The sequence below is a fragment of the Blastococcus atacamensis genome, from assembly GCF_002938425.1.
GTDB lineage: Bacteria > Actinomycetota > Actinomycetes > Mycobacteriales > Geodermatophilaceae > Blastococcus > Blastococcus atacamensis.
Map to the genome: position 1 here is coordinate 57,939 of NZ_POQU01000006.1, position 14,136 is coordinate 72,074.

Below are 14,136 nucleotides of genomic sequence, written 5' to 3' on the forward strand. Positions count from 1 at the left end.
GCAGGCAGCGCGAGGCGCTCGAAGCGGACCACGTCGCGCGAGGATCAGCAGGACGGCGGAGCTGCCAGTTCCCTCGTCACGTCTCGACGCACCCAGATCGGGTGGCCGCAGATCTCGGTCACGACGCGGTACCGCTGGCGGACGAGGTCGCGGAGCCGGGACCTGTCGTCGATGCCCCACGCGTTGAAGCCGTTGACCTGGACGATCCAGGTCGGTGCCGTGGGCCCCGCGAGCGTCGCCCGCAGCCGGGTCTGTCCGGGGTCGAGCGTGCGCATCGCGGCGCTCCACACGTGCGGGTAGGTGGACGGCATGTCCGCGGCCTCCAGGATGGAGGGGACGCCGTACACCACGAAGCCCGTATCGGTCGCCGCCTTCGAGTCGGCCAACCACTCGCCGATCCGCTGGGTGTACCAGGCGGACGGAACGGTCGCGTGGACCACCCCCGAGGCCACGGTGCCCACGATCGCAGCGACCGCGACCATCCTGACGCAACCCCGCATCCGGGCACCGGTGACGGGCGCCGGATGAGCCATCGCCGCGCCGACGGCCAGGACGGCCGCCGGCGCGAGCTGCAGCAGGTAGGGGGGCCAGTAGGCGCCGCCCGACGCGATGCCGATGATCCCGAACACCAGGAGCGGGGTGATCAGCTTCGCCTCGACCGGCGCCCGCCCCCGACCGCGGCGCACGGCGAGGAACCAGGCGACCACGACCGGCAGAAGACCGGTGATCGTGCCCAGGACCAGGAGCTGGCCTCCCCTGCGGATGTTGTCGTCGGGGCCGGTGGACCAGAGGACGTCGAACGCGACCCCACGGGAACCGACGAGGTCGTGCCATGCCTCACCCGGCGCGATCTGGGCCGCCGCCAGCCACAGGAGGACGAGCACGCAGGGCAGCAGCGCACCGAGGAACCCCGCGACCCCGACCACGAGAGCGTGCCGACGGGCCGCGCCCCTGCTCCAGCGCCCGAGTATCGCCAGGCCGGCGAGGAGGAGCAGGCCCTCCAGCAGACTCTGCTTGATCAGCGGAGCGGCCGCGCCGACCGCACCGGCGACGGCGGCCCACCCGAACCGGCGCATGCGTGAGTCCGCGTGCCAGGCCGAGAGGGCCGCTGCCATGGCCGCCATCACCAGCGCAGCCCCGAACAGCTCGCCGTCCGCCTGCTCCGCCGCCAGCCCCGGGGAGCACATGATCCCGGCGGCCACCACGGCGGCCCACCGCCCGCCGGTCGGGCCTCCCAGCAGCGTGCCCGCACGCCAGCCGGCGAGAACGAACACGACGACGAACGGGATCGCGAGGACACGGATCGCCTGATCCCACTCGGTGAGCGACGCGATTCTGAAGATGAGCATGAGGAGTGGCGGGCGGTCGACGAAGTAGTCGCCGTACATGAACTCGCCGCCCGTGTGCCACTGCCTGGCGATGAGCAGGTACCCGCCCTCGTCGTTCCGCAAGGGCCTCAGCACGTACGTCCCGCGGACGAGCACCACGACCAGGCAGAGCGGGACGAGCAGCCGCCGGGCCGAGCTCCCGGGGGAGGGGGCGGGCTCGCGGTCACGGACCGCAGGCGAGGTCACGCCCCATTCAACCGCGGATCGCCGGAACGCCCCGGCATCGCGCACCGGCCGCCGTGGCGAACCGGGTCCGTCAGGTCATCCGGGCCCTATGCTGTCCGCGTGTGGAGCGGGCTGGCTGCGGTGGCCGCGGTCGTCGTCGCCGTCGTGCACATGGCCTTCCTGGGCTACATCGTGTTCGGCGGGTTCCTGGCACTGCGCAGGCCGGCCTGGCTGTGGCCGAGCATGGTGGCGACCGTCTACTCGGCCTACGTGACGCTGGCCCAGTTCACGTGTCCCCTCACCACCCTGGAGAAGTGGTTGCTCGAGGTCGGCGGCAGGGCGCCGTACGAGGGCAGCTTCATCGCGCACTACCTGCACGACGTCCTCTTTCCGGCGCAGTACGAGACGGCCGCCTGGCTGATCGCGATGGGCATCGCCCTCACGTCCTACGCCGTCGTGCTGACGCGGTGGCGGCGGCTGGCCGTTCGCTAGCTGACGGTTCCCCTCGCGTCCTGCTCCGGGAGGTCGTCACGGATGGCCCCGATGTCCTCGTCGGCGTGCCGAGGGGCGACTCCCGATGTACGCAGGCCGGGTGAGAGCCGGAGACGCCCCTCAGGCCTGAGGGGTCATGCCTCAGCGGGCTCCGGCGAAGTCGGCCGGCCGGAAGCGCCCGTCGGAGAGCCGCTTCTCGATCTGCTCGAGGCTGCGGCCGGTGAGCTCGGGCATCCGCCGGTAGAGGAAGACGAACCCGGCGATGTTGAAGGCGGCGTACAGCCAGAAGGTCTGGCCGGTGCCGATCGTGTCGATGATGCTCAGCAACGTCAGGGTGATGAGCAGGTTGGTGCCCCACAGCGACGCCGACTGCGCGGCCGCGCCGGCCTCGCGGGTGGCCAGCGGGTAGATCTCCGAGCCGGTGAGCCAGCCCATGAGCTGGATGCCGCCGGCGGTGAAGGCCATGAACGCGATCAGGGTCGCGACGATGTAGGGCACCTGGGCGTCGCCGTCGTTGCCGGTGACGAAGAAGGTGCCCAGCACGATCAGCGCAAGGGCCGCCCCGGGCAGGGTGATCAGGGTGAGCCGCCGCCGGCCGACCCGGTCGATGATGGCCAAACCGATCAGCTGGGTGACGAGGTACGTCGCGCCCAGGGCGACCGACACCCGTAGCGCCGCGGTGTCGGAGAAGCCGTTGTCGGTGAGGATCGTGGGCGAGTAGTAGACGATCATCTCGATGCCCGACAGCTGGGTGAAGATCGCCAGACCGCACCCGACGATCAGGGCCGGCCGCACCCAGGCCTCCCGCAGCCCCCGCCACCCGATGGTGGACGCCGAACGCTCCGCCTCCACCAGGTCCTCGATGTCGCGCAGCTCGCCGGAGACGTCGGCGCCCTTCGGCCGCACACGCTCCAGGGCCTCCCGCGCTCGATCGTCATGGCCGGCCTTGACCAGCCACCGCGGGCTGTCCGGCAGCCGCAGCATGAGCCCGAGCATCAGCGCGCTGGGCACCACGGCCGCGCCGATCGCCAACCGCCAGTCCACGGTCTCGGTCGCACCCACGATGGTGGCGATGAGGATGCCGACGCCGATGGCCACCTGGAAGAACAAAACCAGCCGGCCCCGGTACTTCGACGGTGCCAGCTCCGCCACATAGACCGGCGCGGTCTGCGTGGCCCCACCGACCGCGAAGCCCAGCACGATGCGGGCCAGCGACAGCATCTCCGGGTTCGGGGCCAGCGACGCCGAGAGCGAGCCGACGACGAACACCGCGGCGACGATCAGCAGCGTCGTGCGCCGGCCCAGCCGCTGGCTCAGCCGGCTGCACACCAGGGCGCCGATGACCGCGCCCGCCAGGATGGAGGCGGCGATCACCTGCTCCCAGCCGCTGCCGATGCCGAACTCGTCGCTGATCTGCAGGAGCGCCCCGGAGATGATCCCGGTGTCGTAGCCGTAGAGCAGCCCCGAGATCGCCGACACCAGCGCAACGATCACGACGGCGCCGGTCAGCCCGCCGCCGTCGTCCCGTGCTGCCGCGTCGGTGCCGGGGGTGCTGGACGGAGTCGGGGCGTGGCCCTCGGAGGCGGTAATCGGATTCTCCCCATCGGCGTCGGAGCGCGCGCCCGTTCCCGGGCGGTCGCGGACAGGGGGCGCGTGCCCGCGGCCGGTTGCTCCCACACCTCCCGGAACGGGGTTCCCCGGACCGGTGGAGCCCGGGGTGCCGGCGCGGCGCCCGTCCCCGGCTCGACGTCAGCCGCGATCCGCCGGTGGCTCCACGAACCAGAGCGCACCTGCGAGGGCTCCGTACAGCAGTGCCGGGCCGGTGTGCGGGAAGCGCTTGCCGGCGGCCGCGCGGGCCTGGCCGCGCCGGAAGATCCACCGTTCCACGAGGGCCAGCCAGCCGCCCGAGACGGCGACCACGGCGACCACGGGGGTGAGGGCGACGGCCTTCCGCGCGGGAGGCAGCGACCGGAACACCTCCGAGAGGGAGGGCTCGCCGGTGCGGCGCTCGCCCTCGCCGGTCCAGGCCGCCCGCAGTTCCGGTACGGAGGCGGCGAGGGCGACGGCCGTGATGGCCACCTTCGTCCAGCCGCGCGCCCGGCGGTCGGTGATCAGGTCGGGTGAGGCGTAGTGCAGGGCGGTGGCTGTCCCGGTGACCAGAGCGGCCCGGATTCGCGACGACGGCGGCCGAGTGGGCATGCCGTCATCCTGTCGCGGACGAAGGGACGAGGGCGCTGCCGCGCACGCGGTGGCGACGCACGATGCGCGAGACGAGGACGGTGGCGCGGTGCGATGCTTCGGCCGCGAGAGCGAGGCCCCGGTGGTCCACACGGTGGCCACCGGGGTCGACGACCCGCAGCCCTGAACAGTCACTGCACCCGCGAGGCCACTCTGACGGGCACGTCTGCCGCGTCGGTCCGGTCGACGACGTTGCCGATCCGTCGGTGGATCTCCTGTTCTCCGGTCGCCACGAGCTGGTGGGCGACATCGCGCAGCTCGGTGTGCGTGCCCGTCCGGTGTCGACGGCGATCGCCCGATGGCCGCCCCGGTGGCGCTGGACGCGAGTGCCGCCCCGGAGCCGATCTGCGGCCGTCACCCGCCTGGCGGTACTGGTCCAGCGTCGCCATCGTCGGATCCGGTCTTGCTCGGCGCTGGTAGAACGGGACATGGCCATCGACGTGTTCGAACCGCACCCCATCGTCCGCGTGCTCGGCAAGCCCGCGGCCGACTTCACCGCCGCCGATCTCGTGCGGGCGATCGAGCAGCTGGGGCTACGCCAGGTGAACCTGCGCTACGTCGGCGGCGATGGGCGCCTGAAGACTTTGGCTTTCCCCATCAACTCGCGAGACCACCTCGTCGAGGTGCTGATCCGCGGTGAGCGCGTGGACGGCTCGAGCGTCTTCGCCACCGACACCGCCACCAGCGACGTGTACGTCGTACCGCGCCACCGCACCGCCTTCCTCAACCCCTTCGGCGAGCGGCCGTCGCTCGACGTGCTGTGCTCCTTCTACGACGAGACCGGGAAGCCGCTGCCCTACGCGCGTGAGCAGGTCGTGCGCAGGGCCGCCGAGGTGCTCGCGCAGGAGACCGGCATGACGCTCGAGGCCTTCGGCGAGCTGGAGTACTACCTCGTCGACGAGCCGGAGCGGATCTACCCCGTCGAAGAGGAGCGCGGCTACCAGGAGTCCAGCCCCTTCTCGAAGGGCGAGCGGGTCCGGGAACAGGTGCTGGCCCACCTCAGCGCCATGGGGGTGCCGCTGAAGTACGCCCACGGCGAGGTCGGCAACATCCTGGAGGAGGACCGGCAGCTGGTGCAGCACGAGATCGAGCTCCAACCTGTGCCCGTGGACCAGGCGGCCGACAACCTCGTCCTGGCGAAGTGGGTGGTGCGCGAGGTCGCCGCCGCTCACGGTCTGGAGGTGACCTTCGCCCCCTCGGTGAGCGGCGAGGGCGCGGGAAACGGCCTGCACATCCACAGCCGGCTGGTGCGCGACGGTGCCAGCACCATCGTCGGCGGGGACGGGATCAACGACATCGGGCGCCGGCTGATCGCCGGCTACCTCTCGGCGGCCAGGGCGCTCACCGCGTTCGGCAACACGGTTCCCACGTCCTATCTGCGGTTCGCCGACGGGAACGAGTCGCCCGGGGACATCTGCTGGGGCGAGAAGGACCGCACCGGCCTGGTCCGCGTCCCACTGGCCTGGAACGGGGACGTGCTGCCCGGCATGGTCGCCCACGCCAATCCCGGCAGCACCGAGACCATCCCCGAACCCGCTCCGCACCCCCAGACCGTCGAGCTCCGGCTCGGCGACGGCTCGGCCGACGTGCACCTGCTGCTGGCCGGTATGGCCGTCGCAGCGAAGCGGGGGCTTGCTGATCCCGACAGCCTGGAGTTGGCCGAGCGGCTCAGCACCGCCAAGGAAGGCGAGTTCGAGCAACTGCCGACCTCCTGCGCCGAGTCGGCCGACGCCCTCGAGGCCGAACGTGGGATGTTCGAGGCCGACGGCGTCTTTCCCGGCGCGCTCCTCGACGCCGTGGTCGCGGGCTTGCGCGACGCCGAGGAGGCCGCGCCGGTCGGAGAGCTCGCACACGACGACGCGGCTCGCGAAGAATTCATCCGCCGTCACTGGCACGTCGGCTGAACCTGGGTGGCTCCGAGGCCGACGACTCGGGGCGCCCCTCGGGGGGCTGCCCGGTTCGGTCGACCTCCCGGCGGACGCCGCTGACCGAGAATGCGATGTCGGAAAGCCAACGGGTGAGGACCGTCGTGGACATCCACCACCCGTCGACGATGGGAGAGCACCGCCGGCAGCGGCCTGCCTGACCCCCCGGTCCCAGCCGACATGGCGCCTCGCCGCGTGCTCGTCGATCCTGGGAGGGAGCACCCGGAGATCAAGGAGAACTGGTCATGAGCGGATCGATCGCGGGCGTGCGCGTCCCCGACAGCGGGTTGGCGCGGGAGGCGACCGCCCTCGTCCGCGAGGCAGCGTCACCGCTGCTGTTCGACCACTCCCGCCGAGTGTTCGTCTGGGGGGCGCTGCGCGGCGAGGAACAGGGTCTGCGGTTCGATCCGGAACTGCTGTACGTGGCGGCGATGTTCCACGACCTGGGGCTCACCGAACGGTTCCGTCGCACCGATCAGCGCTTCGAGATCGACGGTGCCGATGAGGCGCGGCGGTTCCTGCACGCCCACGGCATCGCCGGCGATGACGCCGACCGGGTCTGGACGGCGATCGCTCTTCACACGACGCCGGACATCCCGTTGCACATGGCGGCCGAGATCGCCCTGCTGACCCGGGGAGTGGAGCTGGACGTGCTGGGCATCGGCTACGACACGGTCTCCGACGAGCAGCGCGCGGCCGTGGTGGACGCCCATCCCCGGCCGGACTTCAAGAACCGGATCCTGGCCGCCTTCACCGAAGGCATCGCAGACCGCCCGGAGACGACGTTCGGCAACGTCAAGGCCGACGTGCTCGCGCACTACGTTCCCGGCTTCGTCCGCGGCGACTTCGTCGAGATGATCAAGGGATCGGCCTGGCCCGAGTAGTAGTCCCGGGACGTGTCGAGGCGTCGGCGGCCACCCGGGCCGGTGGATCAGCCCTCGGACGAGCAGGCGGGCGGCCTGCAGGAGGCCACCGGCGACGGCGAGCGCCGGCAGCGGGGACAGCACCGCCGGGCCGGCGATCTGCGTCGCCGTCGACGTATGCCGGTGCTCATGACCGCGGCTCCGGGGGCCGGCGGCTATCCAGCCGTCGGCGACTTCTCACCGGGCGCGCGCGAGGCGGGTGTCAGATGGTGCAGCCGTCGGGTCCGCAGACGGCGCCGTCGCTCGACACGGAGATCAGCGGCGAGCTCTCCGCCCACGCCCGCTCGAGCACCTGCAGCAGTGCGTCGGCCGACTGCGCGCCGTTGACCCCGTACTTCCGGTCGACGACGAAGAACGGGACGCCGCCGATGCCCAGCGACGCGGCCTCGGCCTCGTCGGCGCGCACGGCAGTGGCGTAGCGCTGGTCCGCCAGCACCTCGCGGACCTCGTCGGCGTCCAGACCGGCCTCGGCCGCCAGCCGCACCAGCGTCTCCCGGTCGCCCACGGCCTCGCCCTCGCTGAAGTAGGCGGTCAGCAGCCGTTCCTTGACCGCGTCCTGCACGCCGCGCTCGGCGGCCAGGTGGATCACTTGGTGTGCGTCGAACGTGTTCGCCGGCACCGCGCGGTCGAACCGGAAGTCCAGCCCCTCGCCAGCGGCCTGCTGCGTCATGTGATCGGTCATCTGCTGCCCGCCGGCCACCGAGGTGCCGTACTTGCGGGCCAGCCGCTCGGCATACCCGGTCGAGGAGACGGGGTCACTTGCAGCAGCGGAGGACGCCCCGGGGTCGAGCTCGAACGCCTTCCACTCCACCTCGACGGCCTCGCGGTGGGGGAACCGCGCCAAGGCCGCCTCGAAACGGCGCTTGCCGATGTGGCACCAGGGACAGACGACGTCGGACCAGATCTCCACCTTCATGTCCAGCGGAACGGCACCGGAGGCAGGCGGCATTCCGGGATGCTCATCACCACCGGCGTCGCCGGCGCCGCCGTCGGGGTCCGCCGCGCGCGCAGACGCGCTTCCTGCCCAACTAGCCTGTCCGCACTCGGACATCGCTTCCGCCGTCGATGCCGGCATCTCGCTGGCCCTCACTCGAATGGCAGACCCCACCCGTGCAGTTGTTCCGGCCTCGCATCCCTACCGACGTCGCCGTCGACTTCCTGACGAGGCAGTTCGGTGAGCAGTTGGCGGAGTTCTGTGCCAGGCCGGAGCTGCAGCAGTTCGTGACGCTGGTCAGGCAGCACACCGACATCGCCGCCCACAAGGAGTACCGGCGACTCACGGGCGCCAGCATGAACGAATGCCACCTGGCAGTTCAGGTGGTCCGCGCGGCGACGCGCGAGGAGCCTCCGGAGACACCGGCATGAACCTGTAGCGCGCCAAGGGCAAGCCTGGCCCCACCGGCCAACGGCCGTGGGGTTCGGATCGAAATCCGCGGAGCGACACAGTACGTACGCACACGCCCGTCACTCGTTGCGTGATGACCCTGGTGCATGGTGGTGCCGAGCGCGAGCCCCGCGCCCAGACCGGACTCGCCGCAGACGCGGAGAACGGAGTTCTGCCATGCAGCGGCTGCTCGTCGTGGTGAATCGTGCCGCAGGAACCACCGACGACGAATCCGTGCAGGCGGCGTTGACCGTGCTGCGCTCGGGCGCGGACGTGACAGTGGCCGCGACCGCGGACGCCGACGAGCTCCGACGAGCGGTGGCAGGCCGCGGGGACCGGCGGCTCGTGATCCTCGGCGGCGACGGATCGGTCCACGCTGCCATCTCCGCTCTGGACGCGACGGGCGGCCTCCATGGCGAGGATCCGGTCGGGATCATCCCCCTCGGGACCGGCAACGACCTGGGCCAGGCCCTCGGGCTGCCGCTGGACCCGTCGCAGAGCGCTGCGGTCGTGCTCGACGGCATTCCGCGTCCGCTGGACCTCGCGCGCGACGACGCCGGAGGCGTGGTGGTCAATGCCGTCCACGTCGGCGCCGGCGCCAGGGCGGCGGCCGAAGCGGCTCGCTTCAAGGACCGGCTGGGGGCGGTGGCATATCCGCTCGGGGCTGTCATCGCGGGCGTGAGCACTGCCGGCTGGGGACTGCGGGTGGAGGTCGACGGCCGGGTGGTCGAGCACGACGCCGCCGGATGGGCTGCCGACGGCGACACGCCCGTCCTGATGGCCGCCGTCTGCAACGGGCCCACCATCGGCGGCGCGACGCCGATGGCTCCCGACGCCAGCCTCGACGACGGGCTCCTCGACGTCGTGGTGTCGCTCGCGACGGGTCCCGTGGCGCGGGCAGCCTTCGCTGCGGCCCTGCCCAGCGGGCGGCACGTCGAGCGCGACGACGTCCTCGTCGTCCGTGGCCGAGAGGTGGCCGTCACGGGCGGCCCTGTCGATCTCGTGGCCGACGGCGACGTCGAGGAAGGCGTGAACGCCCGGGCGTGGCGCGTGCAGCGTTCCGCATGGTCGGTGCTCGTGCCGCGCTGACACCGCAGGGGGAGACCGAAGGCCCGCCCGCCGGCCTGCGGGCCTCAGGGGTGCACATCGGGGAGGTCGACCAACGGTGCACCCGTCGCCGCCGACGAGGCCTCCGGCAACCGACGTGCGACACGTTCGAGTGGGGCGGCCGTTACGTGGGCGCTCGGCGGGCACACTGCCGAGGTGATGAACAGCGGTAAGGCGACGGCCGAGCCAGACACCGATCCGGGCATGGCGCTGCCCGCCGGCCGCGATGACGGCCCGTCGCGGGAGGGCGCGCCGTTGTTGATTCCTGGCGAGACCTGCTGGCGGATCGAGCGGGCCGACCGCTTCGCGATCTTCGTGGACGCCGCCGGCTACTTCGCCACGCTGAAGCGTGCCGTGCTCCGCGCCGAGCGGCGGGTGCTGTTCATCGGCTGGGACTTCGACCCGCGGATCCGGCTCGATCCGCTGGACGGCGGCCGCCCGGAGGACGACCATCTCGGCGCCATCCTCGAACGGGCGGTGGAGGAGAACCCGCAGCTGCACGTCGGCGTCCTGCAGTGGGACCTCGGCATGCTGCGCGCGCTCGGGCGGGGGCTCAAGCCGATCGTGCTTCTCGACCGGGAGACGCCGGATCGGCTCACCTTCGCCGTCGACACCCACCACCCGGTCGGCGGCGCGCACCACCAGAAGATCGTGGTCATCGACGACTGCCTGGCCTTCACCGGCGGCATCGACGTCACCGCGGACCGCTGGGACACCTCCGACCACGCCGACGACAACCCGCACCGGCGTCGTCCCGGAACCGGGCGGGTCCAGGGGCGGCGGACCGGCCCGTGGCACGACGCGACCAGCATGATGACCGGGCCCGCAGCTCGTGCCGTCGCCGAACTCGCCCGCGAGCGGTGGGAGAGCGGCACCGGGGAGCGGCTCGAGCCCGTTCCCCAGGAGCGGTCGTGCTGGCCGGAGGACGTGGAGCCGCTGCTCAGCGACGTCGACGTCGCGATCTCCCGCACCCGTCCCGAGCACGGCGGCACGAGCCTCGTCCACGAGATCGAGCTGCTGTGGCTGGCCACCATCGCCGCGGCCCGCACGTCGCTCTACGTGGAGAGCCAGTACTTCGCCTCCCACCGGATCGCCGAGGCGATCGCCGAGCGGCTGCGGGAGCCCGACGGCCCCGACGTCGTGGTGATCAACCCGTGGACCGCCGACGGCTGGTTGTCGGAGAAGGCGATGGGGACCGCGCGGGTCCGGGCCCTGGAGATCGTCCGCGAGGCCGACGAGTACGACCGGTTCCGGCTCTACACACCGGTGACCGAGCAGCGGGAGCACATCTACGTGCACGCCAAGGTCACCGTGGTCGACGACCGCCTGCTGCGGCTGGGTTCGAGCAACGTGAACAACCGCTCGATGGGCCTGGACACCGAGTGCGACCTCGCCATCGAGGCGATCGAGGAGCGGCCGGGAGCGGAACGGCTCGCTGCGACCATCGTCGGCTTCCGTGACAGCCTGCTCGCCGAGCACCTCGGGTGCACCGCGGACGACGTCGCCGCCGCGATCACCGACGCAGGGTCGCTCGTGCGGGGTATCGAGCGGCTGCGCCGGCCGACCGGTCGCTCCCTCGTGCCGTTCGAGCCGCCCTCGCAGGGCCCGGTCGACCGGGCGCTCGCCGAGTCCGAGGTGATGGATCCGGAGAAGACGCCCAACCGGTGGCGCCGGATCGAGCGGTTCTTCGCCCGCCGCCGGCGGCCTCGGAATCGGGTGCGCACCTGACCTCTTCGGCGTGGACGGTCTCGCGTTCCGCGAAGCGTTCGACGAACCCTTCCGTCATGCACGTGTGCCGCGGCGGAGACCAGGATGGCTCCAGACGACCCCCGAACGTATCCGGGACGACGTGGCTGACCTGCTCGCCGATCGCGCCAGCACGTTGCTGCTCTCGGCGGCGAGTGGCTGGGAGATCGCCATCGGGTACCGCGTCGGCACGCTGCCGTTGCCGGAGCCGCCTGCGGCGTGCGTGCCGGAGCGCATGCGCCTGTCGGAGGTGACAGCGTTGCCGGTCGAGCACGCGCACGCTCTTCGCACTGCAGACCTGCCCGAACGCCCGCGGCGCGAAGCCGCGGCCACGGCGACCAGTGCCCGAGCCCGTGTGCGAGAAGCCGTGTTCGAGGCAGGAGTCGGACGCAACCCGTGGCTCAAGCCATTCGGCCCGGGGGGAGATGCGCACGACGCGCACCCGTACCTGCTGGTCGTGGATGGACTGGACCACCCGGTACTGGCCCGTCGGTGCCGACCAGCGTGCGGAGTTCCGGTCCGGACGTCGTGCCGGTCTACGGCCGCCCATCGCTGCGCGGGGAGCGGTCCAGGAAGTCGTCAGCGATCTGGTCGAAGGTGGCCCAGTGGACGCCGTCGTGACCGTTGATGTGCTCGATGAGCCGTTCGAGCATGAGCAGCACCTGCGGGCGTCCGGAGACGTCCGGGTGGATGGTCATGGTGAAGGCCGCATAGTCCATCTCGCGGTAGACCCAGTCGAACTGGTCACGCCACATCTGCTCGATGTCCCGCGGGTTCACGAAGCCGTGGCTGTTGGGGCTGGACTTGACGAACATCATCGGGGGCAGGTCGTCGAGGTACCAGTTCGCCGGGATCTCGACCAGGTCGGTCTCCTCTCCGCGGACGAGGGGCTTCATCCAGCTCTCGGCCGAGGCGCCGTAGTCGATCTTGGTCCACGAGTCACCCACCCGGACGTAGTAGGGCTCGAAGTCCCGGTGCATCAGCGAGTGGTCGTACTTGATGCCGCGCTCGAGCAGCAGTTCGTTGGTGACGCCGCTGAACTCCCACCACGGGGCCACGTAGCCGGTGGGACGTCGCCCGGTCTTCTCCTCGATCAGCCCGATGCAGCGGTCGAGCACCGCCTGCTCCTGCTCGCGGCTCATCGCGATGGGGTTCTCGTGGCTGTAGCCGTGGACGCCGATCTCGTGCCCGGCCGCGACACAGGCCTCGAACTCGTCCGGGAACGTCTCGATCGAGTGCCCCGGCCAGAAGAACGTCTGTGTCAGGCCGAACCGCCGGAACAGCTCGAGGATGCGCGGGACGCCGACCTCGCCCGCGAAGACGCCGCGGGAGATGTCGTCCGGGGAGTTCTCCCCGCCGTAGGAGCCCAGCCAGCCGCCCACGGCGTCGATGTCGACGCCGAAGGCGACGAAGATCTCTTTGCTCATCGTGAGCGTTCCTTCCGGTAGGTCGCCCGCGCCTGGGCGAGGGATGTCAGACGACGAGCTGCGAGGCCAGGAGCCGCTGCGGATCGTCGGGTGCGAGGGCGAGCGCCGCGGCCAGCAGCAGCCGGCCCTGCCAGGGGCTGAGGTCGCCGGCGAACACCGCTCCAGCCCGGGCCAGCCGCGCCCCTCCGGCGGCGTAGACGGGAAGGACCGGGCCCGATTGCACCCGGGAGCACACCAGGACCGGGATCCCTCCGGCGACGAGGTCCTCCGCGGCCTCGGCCATCGCCGGCGGGACGTTCCCGGCGCCGAATGCCTCGAGCACGATGCCGGCGGCGCCGGCGGCGACCGCCGCGTGCAGCAGCGCCGCGTCCGCGCCGAGATAGCAGGCCACGACGTCGACGCGTGGCAGTTCCGCGCGCAGGTCGAGCGGCAGGGGTGCCCGACGCGCGGGCCTGGCCAGGGCCAGTACCGACTCTCCGGCCAGCCGGAGCACCGGCCCCCGCCCGGGCGCGCCGAACGCACCGCTGCGCAGGGTGTCGACCTTGCGCACTCCGGCGGCGGCGAAGGTCAGGCCGTCGAAGCAGAGCAGCACGCCCAGATCCCGTGCCAGGGGCGACGAGGCGACCCGCAAGGCATCGGCGAGGTTGGCCGGACCGTCGGGGGCAGGGTCGTCGAACGGGCGCTGGGATCCGGTGAAGACGATCGGGCGCGGGTCGTCGTGGACGAGGTCGGCGAGGTAAGCGGACTCCTCCATGGTGTCGGTCCCGTGGGTGACGACGACGCCGTCCACGCCCTCTGCCAGGCATCGGCCGGCCTGGCTCACCACTTCTCGCAGGTCCGGCGTCGTGAGGGCGAAACTGCCGACGGCGCCGAAGTCGCTGGTCGTGACGGTCAGCCCAGCGGGTGGTCCGGCCGCCGCGAGCAGCTCGGCGGCGGGCGTGACGGCCGCGAGCCCGTCCGGCCCGTGCCGGCTGGCGATGGTGCCGCCCGTGGCGAGCAGATGGACCCGGCCCACGTGACCTCCCTCAGCCCCCGCTCGGTGCGGGGCGACGACGTGCCCCACGTTCCTCCGCTGGCTGGACTTCGGCGACCGGAGCTGTGCTGCACCGGCCGCGCCCGTCACGTCGGTTGCTGTCGCGTCGCCGACTCGGCCGATCACCTGGCAGCCGGCCCCCTGTCGATCAACGGACAACCGATCGGCGTCCGGAGACCGCAGAGGGAGCCCGCGGACGTGCCGACGTCAGCAAAATGAGACCCCACCGGCTCAGGAGCCGTGGGGTCCAACTCGGTGTCCGAGGGGCGACAGGGTTCGTAGGCACACGGCTGTTCATCGACGATCGG

Annotated in this window: 12 protein-coding genes; 6 read left to right on the top strand and 6 right to left on the bottom strand. The window is 71.9% G+C overall.

Going from position 1 to position 14,136, the window contains the following annotated elements:
• Positions 1 to 44: 44 nt before the first annotated feature.
• Positions 45 to 1,574, bottom strand: a complete 1,530-nt coding sequence (locus C5508_RS03130) for a hypothetical protein (protein ID WP_104523494.1) — start codon at positions 1,572 to 1,574, stop codon at positions 45 to 47.
• A gap of 99 nt (positions 1,575 to 1,673) precedes the next feature.
• On the opposite strand from C5508_RS03130, the gene C5508_RS03135 reads away from it, so the two are divergent.
• Positions 1,674 to 2,045 carry a DUF2784 domain-containing protein gene (locus C5508_RS03135; RefSeq protein ID WP_157943936.1) on the top strand — a complete coding sequence of 124 codons (372 nt, stop codon included), beginning with the start codon at positions 1,674 to 1,676 and terminating at the stop codon, positions 2,043 to 2,045.
• 141 nt (positions 2,046 to 2,186) lie between these two features.
• Here C5508_RS03135 and C5508_RS03140 read toward each other — a convergent pair whose 3' ends face one another.
• Both C5508_RS03140 and C5508_RS03145 read right to left on the bottom strand, forming a co-directional pair.
• A complete protein-coding gene (locus C5508_RS03140; RefSeq protein WP_198597824.1) occupies positions 2,187 to 3,539 on the bottom strand; it encodes a sugar porter family MFS transporter in 1,353 nt (450 codons plus the stop codon).
• 255 nt (positions 3,540 to 3,794) lie between these two features.
• Positions 3,795 to 4,244, bottom strand: coding sequence for a hypothetical protein (locus C5508_RS03145; RefSeq protein WP_104523496.1), 450 nt, complete (start codon positions 4,242 to 4,244; stop codon positions 3,795 to 3,797).
• A 467-nt stretch (positions 4,245 to 4,711) separates the two neighbouring features.
• On the opposite strand from C5508_RS03145, the gene C5508_RS03150 reads away from it, so the two are divergent.
• Positions 4,712 to 6,187 (top strand): glutamine synthetase beta-grasp domain-containing protein, encoded by a 1,476-nt coding sequence (locus C5508_RS03150; RefSeq protein WP_104523497.1) that lies wholly within the window; start codon positions 4,712 to 4,714, stop codon positions 6,185 to 6,187.
• A 266-nt stretch (positions 6,188 to 6,453) separates the two neighbouring features.
• Positions 6,454 to 7,092 (top strand): HD domain-containing protein, encoded by a 639-nt coding sequence (locus C5508_RS03155; RefSeq protein ID WP_104523498.1) that lies wholly within the window; start codon positions 6,454 to 6,456, stop codon positions 7,090 to 7,092.
• Positions 7,093 to 7,333: 241 nt separating this feature from the next.
• Here C5508_RS03155 and C5508_RS03160 read toward each other — a convergent pair whose 3' ends face one another.
• Entirely contained in the window at positions 7,334 to 8,080 is a 747-nt protein-coding gene (locus C5508_RS03160) for a DsbA family oxidoreductase (protein ID WP_232796889.1), read from the bottom strand.
• Between the two features lie 161 nt (positions 8,081 to 8,241).
• On the opposite strand from C5508_RS03160, the gene C5508_RS03165 reads away from it, so the two are divergent.
• From C5508_RS03165 to C5508_RS03175, 3 genes are all read left to right on the top strand, one after another.
• Entirely contained in the window at positions 8,242 to 8,496 is a 255-nt protein-coding gene (locus C5508_RS03165) for a hypothetical protein (RefSeq protein ID WP_104523499.1), read from the top strand.
• Between the two features lie 196 nt (positions 8,497 to 8,692).
• Positions 8,693 to 9,604 carry a diacylglycerol/lipid kinase family protein gene (locus C5508_RS03170; protein WP_104523500.1) on the top strand — a complete coding sequence of 304 codons (912 nt, stop codon included), beginning with the start codon at positions 8,693 to 8,695 and terminating at the stop codon, positions 9,602 to 9,604.
• A 177-nt stretch (positions 9,605 to 9,781) separates the two neighbouring features.
• On the top strand, positions 9,782 to 11,350 hold the full coding sequence (locus tag C5508_RS03175; protein WP_104523501.1) for a phospholipase D-like domain-containing protein: 1,569 nt from the start codon (positions 9,782 to 9,784) through the stop codon (positions 11,348 to 11,350).
• Between the two features lie 554 nt (positions 11,351 to 11,904).
• Here the strand turns inward: C5508_RS03175 and C5508_RS03185 are convergent.
• Both C5508_RS03185 and C5508_RS03190 read right to left on the bottom strand, forming a co-directional pair.
• On the bottom strand, positions 11,905 to 12,795 hold the full coding sequence (locus C5508_RS03185) for a polysaccharide deacetylase family protein (protein ID WP_104523502.1): 891 nt from the start codon (positions 12,793 to 12,795) through the stop codon (positions 11,905 to 11,907).
• Between the two features lie 46 nt (positions 12,796 to 12,841).
• On the bottom strand, positions 12,842 to 13,810 hold the full coding sequence (locus C5508_RS03190; protein ID WP_104523503.1) for an asparaginase: 969 nt from the start codon (positions 13,808 to 13,810) through the stop codon (positions 12,842 to 12,844).
• Positions 13,811 to 14,136 lie beyond the last annotated feature (326 nt).